Consider the following 16,343-nt stretch of genomic DNA (forward strand, 5'->3'; position numbering starts at 1 on the left):
CTTGGCTAATGTAGATCAAACTTTAATTAAGCATGAACTACGGTTTCAAAGGTTACTTTGCCCATCTTGTCCATGACTTCCTGCGCCTCAGCGAACATGGTGGTAATCATCTCTTCCACGGTGGTAATCTTGTTGACCATCCCGCAGATCTGTCCGGCCATGACGGAGCCGGTATCGGTATCTCCTTCAAATACGGCTCTGCGCAGGGAGCCCAGGCTTAAGCTCTCCAGCTCCTCACGCGATGCCTTCTCATTCTCCATTCTGAGGAATTCGGCAATCATGCTGTTCTTAATGCTTCTTACCGGACCGCCAAGGCTGCGGCCAGTGACGGTTGTGCTGGTATCATCGGCGTTGATGACCGCCAGCTTGAAGTTCTCGTGTGTTGGGCACTCCACAGTCGCGAGGAACCGGGTTCCCACCTGAACACCCTGTGCTCCGAGGGCAAAAGCAGCGGCAATTCCGCGTCCATCGGCAATCCCGCCGGCCCCGATTACCGGAATCGATACCGCACTGGCGACTTGTGGCAGCAGAGCCATGGTTGTAGTCTCACCCACATGTCCGCCCGCTTCGGTTCCCTCGGCTACAATCGCATCCACACCGAGCGCTTCCATTTTCTTGGCGATTTTGACCGAAGGGACGACCGGAATGACGATAATGCCGTTCTCCTTCAGAATTGGCATATAAGGAGCGGGCGTGCCTGCACCTGTAGTTACAATCTTCACGCCTTCTTCAATAATAACCTGGATCAGCTCAGGGATATTGTTCATCATCAGCATCAGGTTGACGGCAAACGGCTTGTCAGTGCTTGCTTTGGCCTTGCGGATCTCGTCACGGAGCCGGTCGGCGGTGAAGCCGCCGGAGCCGATAATGCCCAGCCCGCCCGCATTGGACACAGCGCCTACCAGTGGAGACACAGCAATCTGAGCCATACCACCCTGGAAAATCGGATATTTAATTCCTAACAGTTGTGTAATCGACATTATAATTACCTCCATATATTAATTAATGTTGTTTATTTGAACTTCCGGACTTTCTTAAGCCGCCTTAGCCACTTCCGGCCCGGGCTTCTGCTTGTTCTCCATCGCTTTGTAGACGAAGGTTAAGGCGAAGCCGACCAGGGAGATGACCAGCGCGATGTAAAAAGCATTCGTGAAGTTGCCGTCATTGGCTGCTGCTACACTACCGGCAATTCTCGGTCCGAAGAAGGCGGCTCCCGAGTAGCCGATGAAGGTGACCCCGTAGTTCACGCCGTAATATTTCATGCCGAATTTCTCACCGACAATGGACGGGAAGATGCCCATCGTTCCGCCGAAGCACAGGCCGATTCCGGCAATGGCGACAGCAAATCCGGCTACAGAAGATGATAGAGCAATCGTAAGCATCATCGCCGAAATGACGAGATAAATCATGAGCAGGCATTTCACGCGGCCGATTCTATCGGACACTGCGCCCCAGAATACACGGCCCAGACAATTGCTCAGTGAGTACAAGCTGACATAGAGCGCTGCGGCGGCTGCGGTTAAGCCGAACATTTTTTGACCGATTACCGATGCATTCGCGGTTACCATCATACCAGACAGGGCACCGATCAGGAACAGGCAGGCAATCACATAGAATAACGGCTTCTTGATCATTTCGTTCCATGGTACATTCACTGCAGCCTTAGCTGCTCCGGTTACCGGAGGGGTCCAGCCTTCAGGAGCATAACCGGCCGGGGCAGGTTTGACGAGCAAGCCAAGCCCGAGAATAATCACCAGGAAAGCAACACCGAGTGTAATTAAGGCAGACTGTACACCATTGCTGGTGATCAGCGCATTAGCGATAGGAGCGATAGCGATGGTGCCGCCGCCATATCCGGCTGTAACAATGCCCGCTGCCAGACCTCTTTTATCCGGAAAGAGCTTCACGCTGTTGCCAATGGTCGAGGAATACACGATTCCCTGGCCAATCCCGGTAATGACGCCATAAGTGATATACAGCATCCAAGGTGCAGTAGCCAGGCCCGAGAGAATGAACCCAATCCCGAACATCGCACCGCCGATAAAGACTGCCTTCTTGGCTCCCCCTTTATCCACCAGCTTACCGCCTAGAATCATCGGAATCGGGGAAATCGCTGCATTAATGGTAAAAGCAATCATAATATCCGGCATGCTCACGCTGAAAACCTTCGTTAATGGCAGTGCAAAAATACTGAAAGCATAAATGGCGCCTACACAGATATTAATGATCGTTGATGCAATCAAGATCCTCCAGCGGTTCAACTGTACGTTCATGGTATCATCCCTCTTTTAGTTGGTTTATAAGTTCAGCTTACGGTACTTACATTAACTACACTTCCTGCAGCACCCGGTTCTTATCGGCGATAATCGACTTCAGCATGCCCCAGTTCTCCTGGAACATGGCCGCATCCATCTCCTTCAGGTCCGGTGAAATGACCGGCTTGAAGTCCATCTGATCCAGAATCTCTGTCTGCAGGTCGATGCCTGGTGCGATTTCGGTTAAGGTCATTTTACCGTTCAGCAGTTCAAAGACGGCGCGTTCCGTAACATACACAACCGGCTGCTTTACCTTGGCGGCATAGGATCCGCTGAAGGTGATCTGCTGTACCTTTGAGATGAATTTCTTGGCTTTGCCCTCTTGAATGATGTGCAGCTTGCCGTTCTCTACCTTAATCTGCAGCCCGCCCGCTGTAAAAGTACCCGCGAACACCAGCTTCTTCGCCGCCTGAGAGATATTGATGAATCCGCCGCAGCCCGCTACCCGTGTGCCGAATTTGCTGACATTCACATTCCCCGACTCATCTGTCTGGGCCAGGCCAAGTACGGACAGGTCAATACCGCCGCCGTCATAGAAGTCAAACTGTGCATCATGATCTACAATCGCCTCGGAGTTGTACGCATGGCCGAAGTCCTTCAGTCCTGCAGGAACCCCGCCGATCGAGCCTGCCTCTGTCGTCAGAATCAGCTGGTCGTCCACGCCCTCTTCAGCGGCAATGTTCGCTACATTCACCGGGATGCCGACTCCAAGATTTAGAATGGTATTCGGCTGAAGCTCTACGGCTGTGCGGCGGGAGATGATTTTGCGCTCATCCAGCGGCAGGATTTCAATCGACTCGACCGGCACTTTGACATGACCCGAGAACGCCGGATTATACTGCGTATTCTCGGTCTGGTAATGATTCTCCGGGGTGGACACGACGAGGTAATCTACCAGAATGCCCGGAACCTTCACATCCTTCGGATTCAAGGTGCCGTTCTTGGCCACGGTCTCTACCTGGGCGATTACGATGCCGCCGGAGTTGCGGACCGCCTGGGCGATTGGCAGAACCTCCATGTGCAGGCCTTCTTTTTCCAGGGTGAGGTTACCGTTCTCGTCTGCCACGGTGCCACGGATCAGGGCAATCTGAATCGGGAAGGTCTTGTAGAACAGCCACTCTTCACCTTCAAGTTCAATCACCTTCACAATGTCCTCCTTGGTAGACGGGGACATCTTGCCGCCCTCCACGCGGGGATCGACGAAGGTCTCCATACCCACCTTGGTAATCACACCCGGGCGCTTGGCGGCAATCTCGCGGTAGAGCTGGGTAATCACACCCTGAGGCAGGTTGTAGGCTTCGCATTTATCCTCTTCAATCAGCTTGGCCAATCCCGGGGAAGCGATCGCGATACCGCCAATCCAGCGTTTGATGAGGCCTTCATGGCCTAGGTGGCTCATGCCCTTGTCGCGGCGGTTGCCGACGGCACTGGCGTGCATCACGGTCAGATTCTTCGGGTGTCCGGTCTGTACGAAGCGCTCTTCAATGGCGATCCCCATCTCTTCTGCCCAGCAGGATAATCCAAATCCGCTTGCCGCTACCGTGTCTCCGTCCTTGATGAGTTCCGCTGCTTTGGCGGCTGAAATTACTTTGCTCATTTCATCTGCTCCTCTTTATGTGAATTATTTCACTACACTTGTTAAAAAAAATAATGGCCCTTCTGTGTGTCTCCTAATTGCTGCTCTATGCGTCTCGTTTTCCTTGTGAAAGTTTTCTCAAGGTCATCGTAATACAGAAAAAAGCACCGGTCAATAGGGCGGAAATGGCTTAAAATCAAGGTTTTTTTGTGTTGTAAATTTGCGACTGGCTCCGCTGGACCGTCTGAAATACCTGCCGTAATGTTCGTCAAAAATTCACAAGCTTGCCCGCATCGCCCCCTGCTCTACACCGAATTTCCCCTGAATCGGAAGCCGGTCACGCGTTGCAAAATATCCACACTATTTGCTTGCGCCCGGCTTGGGCGTTATCCAGACAACCCGCAGGCACACTTCACCAAGCTGCAAATAGTGCAAACCCGTGAAGAACATAGTGCAGACCCGGGAATCTGGCAGAAAAAAATTTTATTTTATTTCTCAGCAGGCGGAATTCGCAGATTTGCAACAGTATATTAGGGCCAAATCAGCCTATCTTGGGACAACGTTCGCTGGGTGGGATTGGAAGAGTTGTATAAATTCAACCTCCTATGCTATATTCGGTTCAACTACATATGGGAGAGAGAGGTAGCGTTATCATGGGGAATTCTTCTAGGAAAGAAACGATTGAGCGGGGAGACACTTCGCTGGGCATTGAACTGGGGTCCACCCGGATCAAGGCGGTGCTGATCGACCGGCATTACCAGGTTATAGCATCCGGTACCTATGAATGGGAGAATCAATTGATCGGAGGATACTGGACTTACGATCTGAAGGAAATGCTTCAGGGCGTGCAGGCAGCCTATGAGCAGTTGAAGCTGGAGGTTCAGGAGCGTTATAACGTAACGCTGCAAAAAATCGGCTCCATCGGCTGCTCGGCCATGATGCAGGGGTATATTGTGCTGGACCAGTACGGCGAACTGCTGGTTCCTTTCCGTACCTGGCGCAATGCCACAACGGCTGAAGCCGCAGCGGAGCTGACTAGCGCTTTTCAATTCAAAATCCCTGAACGTTGGAGCATCGCCCACCTGTATCAGGCAATTCTGAACAATGAGCCGCATGTGGCCGGCATCCGGTATATAACCACCCTGTCGGGCTATGTTCACTGGCTGCTGACCGGGAATAAGGCGCTGGGCATCGGTGACGCCTCCGGGATGTTCCCTGTGGATGAAACGGCGAAGCAGTACAACGAGGATATGATTCAGCAGTTTGACCGCTTGCTGGAAGGTAGAGGCTACCCGTGGACGCTGCAAGAGATTCTGCCCAAGGTGTACACGGCCGGGGAACACGCCGGGAATCTCCATGAGGCGGGCGCCCGGCTGTTGGACCCGTCAGGCAGCTTACAGGCAGGCATTCCGCTATGTCCGCCCGAAGGCGATGCCGGGACCGGCATGGTGGCGACGAACAGTGTCAGGAGACGCACCGGTAATCTATCTGTGGGCACCTCCATTTTTGCCATGTTTGTACTGGAAAAGAATGTTTCCGCCGTCTACCCCGAGATCGACATCGTGGCTACGCCGGAAGGCAGCCCTGTCGCGATGGTTCTTGCCAACAACTGCTCCAGCGATCTGAATGCCTGGATCGGCTTGTTCCGTGAATTTCATGAAGCCATGGGGCTGAAGCCCGACATGAACCAGTTATTCAGCGTCCTGCTGAGCCAGGCGCTGGAAGCGGATGCGGATGGCGGCGGCTTGTTGAGCTACGGCTACTATTCAGGCGAGAATATCACCGGCTTTGCCCAAGGGCGTCCGCTGTTCGTCCGTTCGCCGCAGAGCCGCTTCACGCTGGCTAACTTCATGAGAGTTCATCTGTATAGCGCTTTCGCTGCGTTAAGACTCGGAATGGAGATTCTGACCGGGCAGGAACGGGTAACGATTGACCGTATTTCAGCGCACGGCGGATTGTTCCGCACCCCGCAGGTCGGCCAGCGGATCTGTGCGGCTGCACTGAATGTTCCGGTCTCTGTTCTGTCTACGGCCGGAGAAGGCGGCGCATGGGGCATAGCCATATTGGCCTCTTATATGATGCATAAGGAGCCGAACGAGAGCCTGGCGGATTACTTGACCTCTAAGGTGTTCTGTGACATGGAAGGACAGGAGGTAACGCCTGACCCTACTGATGTGGACGGCTTTGCCCTCTATATGGAGCGTTACACCAGGGGGCTGCCCATCGAGCAGGCGGCGGTAGATCATTTACTGGAGAACCGGAAGAGAGGAGAACTCGGATGAAAATAGATATGGGCAGGCTTACGGTATTGCTTACCTCCCTGCTGCTGATAGCTTCCGCCCCTTCGGCTTATGCTAAAGCGCCGGATGCCAAGGCACTGCTCAAGCAGAAGTTCCCGGGAGAAACGGTACGGTTGCTGAAGACCGCAGACCTGAATAACGATCAGAAGCCGGAGAGCTTCCTGCTCACGGAGTCGGGCAATTTGTATCTAGTGAACTCCAAGGGTGTAGCAGTACTAATTGATAAGCAGATTATGGAGTTCGAAGAGGATGAAGCGGATATGCAAATCTTCGCTGTCTCCCCTACGGAGAAGCATCTGGCAGTTACCGTGGATTATCTGCCCTCGAACACCCAGGTCTCGGTCTACCGCCTGAACTATGGCACTCTGACCAAGAAGCTTCAGTTCATGGGGGATCAAGGAGCCGAGATCGATAAGAAGGGACGCCTGCATCAATACTGGAAGGACTTCAAAGACGAGGGCGGCGGCTGGGACCTGGCCGAGGGGATCTTCACCTGGGATGCCAAGGCAGGGAAGTACAGAGCTACGGGCAATTACGTCTTGCAGTAGTATAAAAGGCAGCCATACTCCCGGTAGCGGAGATGGCTGCCTTTGATTTATGCCAGGCTTGCGGCATAACTGGTCTGGGCTAGGCCGAGCATCATTTGCATTTGACTCTGCGGGATCTGCCCAGCGGACTGAGAGGCGCTTATTCTGCCCAAAAGCCGCTTTTTACGCAGGTTACGGACTCCATGGCCCTTATTGGTGGTAATACCACCGATTAACATCACTTAGTGGACGAATAAGCGCATCTCAGTCCGATAAGCGGTGTAAAAGTAGGTTTTTCCTCAAAATAAGGGCTCTCCAGTCCGTTAGAAGCAGGCCGGAGGGGTCCGGGGGCCACCCGAGGTCAGAATCATTTCACGGAACGATTGTAACTCGCTCCATCCTCACCTCACAAATACACAAACGGCTCCCTCGCATCCACGAATGTAACCGGAACCCCGTCCACCAGCGGCGACAGCCACTCAGCCATATACTTCATGCCCCATTCCTCGGAGCGCTCGTGACCGATCACGATCATCGCCTTGTTCATGCCCAGCATGGCGGCGTCATTGATGTAAGCACATAAGGTCCACTCGGTAATGTCGCCGCAGACCATCACATCCAGACCCTTCTCCTGCATCAGCTCCATCGGCATCTGCTCCCGGCCGAGGCCCAGACTGCCGCCGCCGACAAGGATGCCGATACGGGAGCAGGGCGCTTCCGGGTTGCCGACGATCTGAATCACCTTCATCCCCAGACGCTGCTTCAGGAAGCCGGCCAGCTCACCCACGGTAGTCTCCTCGATCAGATATCCCCAGGCGTCCTTGTCGTCCAGCTTTTTATCTGCCCAATCCAGCTCCTTCAGCAGTCCGTCATAGATCCGGTCCGTATCCGCCAGATGCATATGGTCATGGAAGCGCCAGATCGTAATGCCGTGCTCCTCGATCAGCTTTTTTTTCGCCAGATATACCGGGTCCTGCTGCAGCCAATCCAGCGAATCTCTTCCGGTAAAATAAGTCGGCTCATGGGTAATGATCAGGTTGGCCCCAGCCGCAACGGCTTCCTTGATGACCTCCACCGTCGCCATAAACGTTGTGACAATCCCTGTGACCTCCATCTCTTCACTGCCGCTCGCCAGCACATCACAGGTCTGCTCCAGCCTCCGTCCCCCGCAGCAATCGAGCAGAATCCGGTCAATCACCTCTTGCACTTTCATACGCTCATCTCCTATCATATTTAGCCTTTGACAGCTCCGATAACCACGCCGCGGGTCAGGTACTTCTGCATGAACGGCAGGACGAACAGCACCGGCACAATGCCCAGCACCGCCATCGCCATCCGCACCGCTGTACTTGGCAGCGATACCGTGTCGGCTCCGAGTACATTCCCGGCTTGGCCGGAATTAAGGAACTGGATGTTGCTCATAAGCTGCATCAGCAGATTCTGAATACCGTACAATTGCGGCTTAGATACAAAATATAACGCATTGATCCAGTCATTCCAATAGGCCAGGCCCATAAACATCCCGACCGTTGCCATGACCGGCATGGACAGCGGAAGCATGATGCGGAAGAAGGTCCGCAGCTCCGAGGCACCGTCGATCTGAGCGGCTTCTATAATCTCCAGCGGCACATTATTCTTGAAGTAGTTACGGACCAGCAGGACGTTGAACCCGTTCGCCAGCAGGTTGGGCAGGATTAGCGCCCACAGCGTGTTTTTGATATGGAAGTACTGGGTCCACATGATGTATGAAGGCACAATCCCCCCGCTGAACAGCATGGTGAAGAAGACGACAAACGCCAGCGTATTATGATACTTGAAATCAGACCGGGACATCGGATAAGCAAGCATGCTTGTTATCAGCAGTCCAATCGCGGTTCCCAGGATCGTCACCAGAAAGGACACGCCATAGGCTCTAATGAAAATGTACGCCGAGGACTTAATATACCGGTACGCGTCTAGACTTAGATGCTCCGGGAAAAAGCTGTACCCGTTGCGGATCAGGGTCGTCTCATTGGTGAACGAAGCGATCACAATCAGCAGGAAGGGCAAAAAAGCAAAAACCGTCAGCAGGATCATCACGACCGCAGAAAACACCGTAAACGTTCGTTCTCCTCTTGTTTGGATCATCCGAATTTCCTCCTAGAACAAAGCGTTTTCTGGATTGACCTTCTTGACGATGGCATTGACCGTAAGCACAAGGGCAAAGCCGACCAGCGACTGATACAGACCGGCGGCTGCCGACATTCCAATATCATTGAGCTGCATCAAGGCGCGGTAGACATACGTATCAATCGTCTGGGTAGTGCTGTATAGTGCACCAGAGTTCATTGGAACCTGATAGAACAGGCCGAAGTCAGAGTTGAAAATCCGGCCCATCGACATCAGCACCAGCACAATAATGGTCGGCTTCAGCAGCGGCAGAGTAATCATGCGGATCTGCTTGAGCTTCCCGGCACCGTCGATTTTGGCCGACTCATAGATGCTCTTGTCAATGCCGGCAATCGAGGCAAAATAGACAATTGAGCCGTAGCCTGCCGTCTTCCAGATCTGAATGAGGACCAGCAGGTACGGCCAATATTTCGCCTCCGAATACCAGTTGATCTCCGGTATCCCCAGCGGCCGCAAAATCGAATGATTGACGAACCCGCTGTCGGCGTTCAGAAAGGCGAAGACGAGCAGCGAAAGCACGATCATCGAGATCAGGTTCGGCAGAATCAGTCCGGTCATGAACAGCTTCGAGTACAGCTTGTTCAGCAGCTCCGACATCAGAATGGCAATGATGATCGAAACTACGGTTCCCAGCGCGATAAACGTCAGATTGTACAGCAGGGTGTTGCGGGTCATAATCCAGGCATCACTGGTCTGGAACAGAAAGGTGAAGTTCTTGAAGCCGATCCAGTCGCTGCCGAAGATGCCTTTGGCATAATTGACATCCTTGAACGCGATGAACACCCCGAACATGGGGAAGTAGCTGTTAATGAGAAAATACAGCAGTCCCGGACCCGCGAGAATTAATAAAGGAAGTGTTTTTTTGAGTGGCTTGGATTTAGGTTTGGCAGTCATGCCGGATTCACCTCCATTGCCGGGGGGCAGAGCCTCCATTAGCGGCTCTACCCTCAGCAGGCTTATTCAAATTATTGTTTTTGCGCGGCAAGCCATTGATCCAGTTGTTGCTGCTTGCTGTCTATAATGTCCTGTGCACCCGCATCCTTCAGCGCACTGTTGAATTTCGCAATAATGCTCTCAGGATCTACCGATCCGCTGACCAGTGCCGGCAGGAATTGATTCACTACGTTGTTCACAGCACTCATCTGCGTCTTCACTTGACCCTGGTCGAAGATAAAGCCGAAATACGGCGATCTTTCGGTATCCTTATTCTCCTTCAGCTTCAGTTCCACATCCGACCAGTTGATTCCCTCCATCTGATACTGAAGCGATTCGGAGCCGACGATCCCGGAGCTGAGCATGGAGGTATAAGGTACCGTATTTGCGTCCATGCCCTCAGGGAATTTCACATGATGCTCATCTACCTTGATGTAATCCTCCCCTTCAATTCCGAACAGAATGGTGTTGATCAGCTCTTTGTCGGTGTAGAGCAGGTTCAGGAACTTCACAGCGGCTTCCGTCTCCTTCGAAGTACTAGAGACCATCCAGGTCACCGAGTTCACGGCACTTGTATCGAAATAGAACGGGGCGATGCGCTTGGTCTCAATGTTTTTGCCGACCTGTGCACTCAGCTGCTTGCCAACCTCCATGCCGCTGTAGCCGCCTAGGAAGGAGAAGCCACGCCCCGAGGATACCATCTCCATCGCTGTAATCGTAGTGGTTGCAGTATCCTTCTGCAGATACCCGGCCTCGAACCAGTCTCTCATCATCTGAATTCCGTTCTTGAAGACATCCGATTCATAGAAGTTAACGACCTTGCCGTTGTCACCGATCACGACACCGACTCCGGTGGTATCGGTCAGGTAATCCACCTTGCTCGCACCCTTCATCCAGTTCACAAGTCCGGTATCTGTCGGATTCACATTAATCGGGCCAAACGGAACTACATCCGGCAGCTTCTGCTTCACTGCGCCGAACACCGCAGGCAGATCCTCTACCGATTGGATGGAGTCTGCTGCTACGCCCGCCTCTGCGAGCATATCCGCGTTGTAGATGATATTGGTCGGCAGCGCCATCCCTTTATTCACAGGAATGCCGTAGATATGCCCGTCCATCGTGGTGGTTTTGAGAATATCCGGCCCGAAATCCTTGTCCAGAATGGCTGTCAGCTCTTTGCCGTGTTCGGTAAGCAGCTCTTCGAGCGGAGCCACCTGGCTCTTGGATACATAGTTGGAGAATTGTCCGAGGGTGGTGAAGATATCCATCTTCTCCCCGCTCTGGAGCGCAAGATTGACCTTCTGGGCATAATCTGCCGGGCCGAAGAGTCGGAAGTCCACCTTCACCCCGATTTTCTCCGTTGTGATGGCGTTGATCGCATTCGTCACCTTGCTCAGATCATCGGGAATCCGGTTGAAGGAGGGCAGTGCGAATACAATCTCAGCCACCTTGGCCTTCGCTTCCGTATCCCCGGAATTCTTGGACGATGTATTGGAATTGCCGCCGCAGGCGGAGAGCAGCGAACCGCAGATTACCATGGACAACAGCAGTGAACCTAACCCCTTTTTATTCTTCATGATCATGCCTCCTGTTCTATATTTACATTCTCATTGTACCGGTCCTGGAGGGGGCGGGCTTTCAATAATACGGGCTGTTTTTATAAAAAACCGCACTGGACGGGTGGCGAGGATTCTCGGCTCTGCATAGCTAATTAGCCCCCTGGGGGACGACGGCAGAACGCTGGGCCTTGGCAAACAAACAGGTGGAAAAACGTATTTTAATTTCTCTATTTTCCCCAACGCCACCCCAACAAATGGAAAAACGGCATCTAATATTAGCATTTTCTCTACTTTGCCGGAATTGTGTCTAATTAAGTGTTGTTTATCCAGCTATTCCTCCGCCAGCGTTCACCCCTTCAGCAACAGATGTATAAAATCCAACTAAATTCTACGCAGGAGTAACCTTAAGCCTCCTAGATCCCTTAACTCAGTTTCCAGCACCCTCAGCCAGTCAACCAGCCGGATGCCGCGCACCATAAATACGATTCCTGCCTACGCAGCAAGAAGCCCCGCCTCCGGTAGGAGATGCGGAGCTTCCTAATGGTCATCATTGTCACTATAAGGCGGATTTGTGCCTCAAGCGGTAGGCTGCCGGGGTTTCGCCTGTCCATTTTTTGAACACAGTGGAGAAATAGGAGAGGGTATCGAAGCCGGTATCCATGGCAATCTCCCCGATGCTCGCCGTGCTCTCCACCAGCCTCTGCTTCGCCGCTCTGATCCGGCAGTCGTTCAGGTACTCCTTCACGCTCTGGCCGGTCCCGTGCTTGAACACCTTGGCCAGATAATCCGCGGTCAGATATACGCTTGCGGCAACATCCTCCCGGCTGAGGTCCTGGGTATAGTGCTCCTGAATGAACCGTTTGGCCCGCTCGACCACCCCTTCGGACTGCAGCACCTCCTTAATGGAATCCAGCGTCTTATCCGTCAGCGCCTGCGCCCATTTCATGAAGTCGAACACGCTGCTCTCGGCATCCTGGGCCAATTGCTGGCTGAGCTCGCCCTCGAAGAGGCGGTGGGCTTGAATGTGGTGCCGCGCGAGCAGCGAATAGACCACCTGAAGCAGGTCCTCGCGGATCGAATGGAGTGTTGCCGCATCCAGCTTGTTCAGACTCGTCAGCAGCTCCAGTTCTTTCTTAAGCCGGTTCACAATCTGCGCCTTCTCCTTCTGGACGAACAGCAGGGTGAACAGCTCCGTATCCAGGGTGAAGCGCTCGGTCAGATCTACCTGGAAGGGCTTATTCGGTAAATGCAGCTTCCCCCGGAAAATAATGTTCGCCTCGTCCGCCTGCTCCAGCTCCGTCTTAAGCTGCGCCAGGCGGGAGATCGCCGCAGGCTCACTGAAGTAACAGGTAGCCGTACATTTCAGATACTGTCTGGACAGCCGGATGATCTCTCCGGCGCTCACCTCCAGCTCCTGCATATCCGCCGGACTCTCCACAATGATCGCATTGTAGAATACTTTATCGACCTGATAAGCAATCATCCGGCCGCTGCCCACCCGGCTGCTGAGAATTTCAGAGACCAGGTTCGAGAGGGCATAATGAAAGATGCTCTCATCCCATTCCCGTTCAATCTGGGAGCGGGGAACACTTACCAGCAGCAGCCTGTATTCTGCATGCACCGGGATGGACAGCTCCCGCTTCTGCACCTCACTCTGGATCAGCTGTGACCGGGGAGAGATTGTCGCCGTCAGCACATCGCTCCAGAAGCTGCGTTCTATCAGATCCTGGTTCTTCAGCCACGCATGGCCCAGCTTGCTGTATTCGCCTAACATAATTTTGTTCTTCAGCGTATCCATAGACTTGCGCAGCGCCGCTTCCAGCTCCTGCTTGTCCAGCGGCTTGACCAGATACGAGTCTGCGTCATATGAGATCGCCTGGGAGGCGAAGGTGAAGCTCTCATGACAGGTCAGGAAGATGAATCCGCCTTCATATTGACGCTCTCTGGCCCACTTGATCAACTCAATGCCCGAGCCGCGCGGCATTTCAATATCGCAAATCATCAGATCCGGCTCGCCGTGCTCGAAGAGTTGCTTCGCATCCTGTATATTATGAGCGGTTAGCACTTCCGTAATTCCGAATTCCTCCCAGTTCACAATACCGCGCAACGCTTCAATTGTAGGAATATCATCGTCAATCAGCATACAACGCATATTATCCTCCCTCTAAGCCGGGCTGGCCCCATTCGAGTGGCTTCACAGGAATCCATAGCTCAACCCTCGCACCTGTAGTCTCGATATTCGACAGCTTAAGCAGATCTTCCCGTTTGTAGAGCAGTCTGAGGGTCTTGCGGATATTGGCAATGCCCACTCTGCCTCCGTCCTCCCCTGCCTCTTCGCGCTCCGGCTGATCCAGCCATTCAGAAGCGAAGCCCGCCCCGTTATCTTCAATGACAATGCTGACAAATGGACTATCGTCCCGCAGCTCCATCCGCACCCTGATGAAAATAGACAGCAGCTCCTGAACGAACATAGCATGCTTGAACGTATTCTCCACAAAGGTCTGAATCATGAATTGGGGAACCGGCACCTGCCGCGCTTCCTCCTGCATCTCGATCATGAAAAAAATCTGCTCAGGATAACGGATCTCCTGCATCCGGATATAGTTCTCAGTGTGCCGGATCTCCTCCTCCATCGTCACTTCCATCAGCCCTCCTCTGAACATATACCGGAGATGCTCGGAGAGGCAGTGGATCAGGCGGCGGATCTCCTCGTTTTTATTCTGATAGGTTAGGCTGGTGATCGTAGAGATCGCATTCAGGAAAAAATGGGGCCGGATCTGCATCTGCAGATACTTGATCTCGGCGCGGCTGATTTCGATCTGTTCTTCATAGGACTGAATCTTCAGATCCTTGATCTCACTGACCATGGACTCCAGCGCATGGAACAGCTTCAGGAATTCCAGGGAATACGGGGTATTCTGCGGAATCTGGTATTCCAGCTGCCCCTGCTCGACCGCCTTCGCCGCCTTCACCAGCTCCAGAATCGGCCTCAGCACATCTCTCGTCAGGAATCTCAGCACCAGCGGTACCACGATGACCGAGAGAACCGCCAGCAGGGCGATCCCCCACTGAATCAGCTTCAGGCCTGAGAACAGACTGCCCTTGGCAACCATTTGAGTCATCTGCCCGAACTCGCCGATCGGTTCAGATACAATCAGGTAATCCCGCTGATACTGCCTGCTTAAGCTCTCAAGCGTCGTATCCCCTTCATTAAGAGAGATATTATTCGCTGCCAGGATCATTCCCTCCGAGTCACTCAGCACATAACGGTTCTTATCATTGCCTCCCCTGTCAACCATAGCCAGCAGCGTGTCCGCTTTCACCAGCGTTCCGAAGCTGACTCCTGAATAAGTAATGTATTTGAACAAGTAGGACTCGCCGCGGATCTGGAAGACCTTCCATACCCCGCTATGTTCTGCCGGAGCCGTACTGAATTTATGCATATTGATAAAATCCACCAGAGCCAGCTTATCCTCCGATTGAATCCGGCGGTTGAACTGCTCCAGCACCAGCTCATCCGAGAGCCTGATGAACATGCCGTCGCTCGAATTATCGCCTGCTATTTTTGCCTGCAGGCTATTCTTGAGCTGCTGGACCTTGAAATACCGGCTGTTCTCATCCATCCCCGCCGAATTCACCGCAGTATCCACGTTATGGTCGAACACCTCAATGAGGTCCTTGGAGAAATTGTTGAAGTTATTATGAATATTGGCCTGATAGAGGGCCAGTGTATTACGCGAGCTGGTCAGTGCATTGCTCCGCACCACCTCCAGGGAGTAGATGTTACTCAGAACAAGGATGGACAGCAGGATCGCAAGAATCACTGTCATCTGCAACGCAAATTTGAACACGATACTGTTGGTTCGGATCATCCCCGCCTCTTCCTTTCCCCGGAATTCAGCACGCCCCTGAGCCGATACCTTCTTAGGCCGGACCCAGGGGCGTATAAGTATGCAATTTGCGATTGATTACGTGAAAATTATTAGTATTGGGATAGCCGTGACTCCAGAGAAGTTTTGGACTTCCGGCCGCTGTTGTATACAGATTTCTTAATTATTACCTCTGATCGAGGTGGAAATCCGTATACAAAGGCGGACGCTACCGCTCCTACAGTTCCAAAATTCCCCTCCGCCACTTTTCCCTGTCTGTTTTTATAAAGTTAATCAATAAAGTTAGTTAGCCGCCCAATCCAGCGCAGCTTCAATATGCTTATCCCAGTATGCCCAGTTATGGTCGCCTGGGCCTTCTTCATAGTAATGGGCGGCCTGCTCGCCTTCCAGGAACTGATGGAACCGGCGGTTCACATCCAGCAGCATATCTTCGGTTCCGCATGCCATATACAGCTCCGGCAGGGCAAGTCCCTGCGCCTTCACATCACGCACCAGCTGCTCAGGGTCTTTGTCGCTGCCAAGCAGCCTACTCAGATCGCCGAAGACGCTGGCATAGTAGGAATAACTGGCAATTCCGTCTTTATAGTCTGGGGAAATATTGGCAACTCTATACGGAATTAAGGCCGAGGATAAGGCGATGATCCGGCCGAAGCGCTCCGCGTATTTCAGGCCGTTGCGGATTGCCCCGTAGCCGCCCATGGATAAGCCGCCGATCCAGGTATCCTCTCTGGCTGCTGATAGCGGGAACAGCTTGCGGGTGAAGTCTACCAGCTCCCTGCCGATATACTCACCGTAGTATTCTTCTCTTAGCTCATCATTGACATAGAAGCGGTTCTCCCCGGCCGGCATGAATACTGCCACCTGATGCCTGTCTGCCAGCTCCCTGATCCTGGAGAAGTTCAGCCAGTCGTTCTGGCTGCCGGAGAAGCCGTGCAGCAGATAGAGTGATCTCAAGGGCTGGCCCGACCAGGCCGGCAATCCCCAGCCCTCCGGCAGATCCACCGGCAATATGGCCTGGATCGTGACCTCCCGCTTCAGACTTGCCGAGAACAGGCTGATTTGCATTGTAGCCAT

Annotated in this window: 13 protein-coding genes; 3 read left to right on the plus strand and 10 right to left on the minus strand. The window is 53.1% G+C overall.

All coding sequences use genetic code 11. The features are described 5' to 3' along the window. Positions 1-26: 26 nt before the first annotated feature. The 3 genes from MKY12_RS21770 to MKY12_RS21780 are packed head-to-tail and all read right to left on the minus strand — an operon-like array spanning position 27 to position 3,912. Positions 27-980, minus strand: a complete 954-nt coding sequence (locus tag MKY12_RS21770; RefSeq protein WP_339310744.1) for a DUF561 domain-containing protein — start codon at positions 978-980, stop codon at positions 27-29. Between the two features lie 54 nt (positions 981-1,034). Next, the gene (locus MKY12_RS21775; protein WP_339310745.1) at positions 1,035-2,273 is read right to left on the minus strand and encodes an OFA family MFS transporter; all 1,239 of its coding nucleotides are present in this window, start codon (positions 2,271-2,273) and stop codon (positions 1,035-1,037) included. Between the two features lie 55 nt (positions 2,274-2,328). After that, the gene (locus tag MKY12_RS21780) at positions 2,329-3,912 is read right to left on the minus strand and encodes an acyl CoA:acetate/3-ketoacid CoA transferase (protein ID WP_339310746.1); all 1,584 of its coding nucleotides are present in this window, start codon (positions 3,910-3,912) and stop codon (positions 2,329-2,331) included. Positions 3,913-4,152: 240 nt separating this feature from the next. Between MKY12_RS21780 and MKY12_RS21785 the strand changes: the two genes are divergently transcribed. From MKY12_RS21785 to MKY12_RS21795, 3 genes are all read left to right on the plus strand, one after another. Then, positions 4,153-4,425 carry a hypothetical protein gene (locus MKY12_RS21785; RefSeq protein WP_339310747.1) on the plus strand — a complete coding sequence of 91 codons (273 nt, stop codon included), beginning with the start codon at positions 4,153-4,155 and terminating at the stop codon, positions 4,423-4,425. Between the two features lie 119 nt (positions 4,426-4,544). Further along, positions 4,545-6,173, plus strand: coding sequence for an FGGY-family carbohydrate kinase (locus tag MKY12_RS21790; protein ID WP_339310748.1), 1,629 nt, complete (start codon positions 4,545-4,547; stop codon positions 6,171-6,173). Then, complete coding sequence (locus tag MKY12_RS21795; protein WP_339250013.1) at positions 6,170-6,739, plus strand: hypothetical protein; 570 nt, start codon at positions 6,170-6,172, stop codon at positions 6,737-6,739. The genes MKY12_RS21790 and MKY12_RS21795 overlap by 4 nt, the downstream gene beginning before the upstream one ends. A gap of 385 nt (positions 6,740-7,124) precedes the next feature. Here MKY12_RS21795 and MKY12_RS21800 read toward each other — a convergent pair whose 3' ends face one another. The 7 genes from MKY12_RS21800 to MKY12_RS21830 form a co-directional block, all read right to left on the minus strand. Continuing rightward, positions 7,125-7,931, minus strand: coding sequence for a Nif3-like dinuclear metal center hexameric protein (locus tag MKY12_RS21800; RefSeq protein WP_339310750.1), 807 nt, complete (start codon positions 7,929-7,931; stop codon positions 7,125-7,127). Between the two features lie 20 nt (positions 7,932-7,951). Then, on the minus strand, positions 7,952-8,845 hold the full coding sequence (locus MKY12_RS21805) for a carbohydrate ABC transporter permease (RefSeq protein ID WP_339250017.1): 894 nt from the start codon (positions 8,843-8,845) through the stop codon (positions 7,952-7,954). Positions 8,846-8,857: 12 nt separating this feature from the next. After that, positions 8,858-9,781: an ABC transporter permease subunit gene (locus tag MKY12_RS21810; RefSeq protein ID WP_036724053.1), complete on the minus strand. Its 924-nt coding sequence runs from the start codon at positions 9,779-9,781 to the stop codon at positions 8,858-8,860. A 71-nt stretch (positions 9,782-9,852) separates the two neighbouring features. Then, entirely contained in the window at positions 9,853-11,397 is a 1,545-nt protein-coding gene (locus tag MKY12_RS21815) for an ABC transporter substrate-binding protein (RefSeq protein ID WP_339250020.1), read from the minus strand. Positions 11,398-11,935: 538 nt separating this feature from the next. Next, complete coding sequence (locus MKY12_RS21820) at positions 11,936-13,531, minus strand: helix-turn-helix domain-containing protein (protein ID WP_339310751.1); 1,596 nt, start codon at positions 13,529-13,531, stop codon at positions 11,936-11,938. Between the two features lies 1 nt (position 13,532). Continuing rightward, a complete protein-coding gene (locus tag MKY12_RS21825) occupies positions 13,533-15,251 on the minus strand; it encodes a histidine kinase (protein ID WP_339310752.1) in 1,719 nt (572 codons plus the stop codon). A gap of 300 nt (positions 15,252-15,551) precedes the next feature. After that, positions 15,552-16,343 (minus strand): alpha/beta hydrolase-fold protein, encoded by a 792-nt coding sequence (locus tag MKY12_RS21830; RefSeq protein WP_339310753.1) that lies wholly within the window; start codon positions 16,341-16,343, stop codon positions 15,552-15,554.

Source organism: Paenibacillus sp. FSL M7-0896, from assembly GCF_037975415.1.
Classification (GTDB): Bacteria; Bacillota; Bacilli; order Paenibacillales; family Paenibacillaceae; genus Paenibacillus_AQ; species Paenibacillus_AQ silagei.

Bases quoted from the DNA above. Each gene is read 5' to 3' on its own strand.
- MKY12_RS21770 (WP_339310744.1), bottom strand. From the start codon at position 980: ATGTCGATTACACAACTGTTAGGAATTAAATATCCGATTTTCCAGGGT.
- MKY12_RS21775 (WP_339310745.1), bottom strand. From the start codon at position 2,273: ATGAACGTACAGTTGAACCGCTGGAGGATCTTGATTGCATCAACGATC.
- MKY12_RS21780 (WP_339310746.1), bottom strand. From the start codon at position 3,912: ATGAGCAAAGTAATTTCAGCCGCCAAAGCAGCGGAACTCATCAAGGAC.
- MKY12_RS21785 (WP_339310747.1), top strand. From the start codon at position 4,153: ATGTTCGTCAAAAATTCACAAGCTTGCCCGCATCGCCCCCTGCTCTAC.
- MKY12_RS21790 (WP_339310748.1), top strand. From the start codon at position 4,545: ATGGGGAATTCTTCTAGGAAAGAAACGATTGAGCGGGGAGACACTTCG.
- MKY12_RS21795 (WP_339250013.1), top strand. From the start codon at position 6,170: ATGAAAATAGATATGGGCAGGCTTACGGTATTGCTTACCTCCCTGCTG.
- MKY12_RS21800 (WP_339310750.1), bottom strand. From the start codon at position 7,931: ATGAAAGTGCAAGAGGTGATTGACCGGATTCTGCTCGATTGCTGCGGG.
- MKY12_RS21805 (WP_339250017.1), bottom strand. From the start codon at position 8,845: ATGATCCAAACAAGAGGAGAACGAACGTTTACGGTGTTTTCTGCGGTC.
- MKY12_RS21810 (WP_036724053.1), bottom strand. From the start codon at position 9,781: ATGACTGCCAAACCTAAATCCAAGCCACTCAAAAAAACACTTCCTTTA.
- MKY12_RS21815 (WP_339250020.1), bottom strand. From the start codon at position 11,397: ATGAAGAATAAAAAGGGGTTAGGTTCACTGCTGTTGTCCATGGTAATC.
- MKY12_RS21820 (WP_339310751.1), bottom strand. From the start codon at position 13,531: ATGCGTTGTATGCTGATTGACGATGATATTCCTACAATTGAAGCGTTG.
- MKY12_RS21825 (WP_339310752.1), bottom strand. From the start codon at position 15,251: ATGATCCGAACCAACAGTATCGTGTTCAAATTTGCGTTGCAGATGACA.
- MKY12_RS21830 (WP_339310753.1), bottom strand. From the start codon at position 16,343: ATGGCTACAATGCAAATCAGCCTGTTCTCGGCAAGTCTGAAGCGGGAG.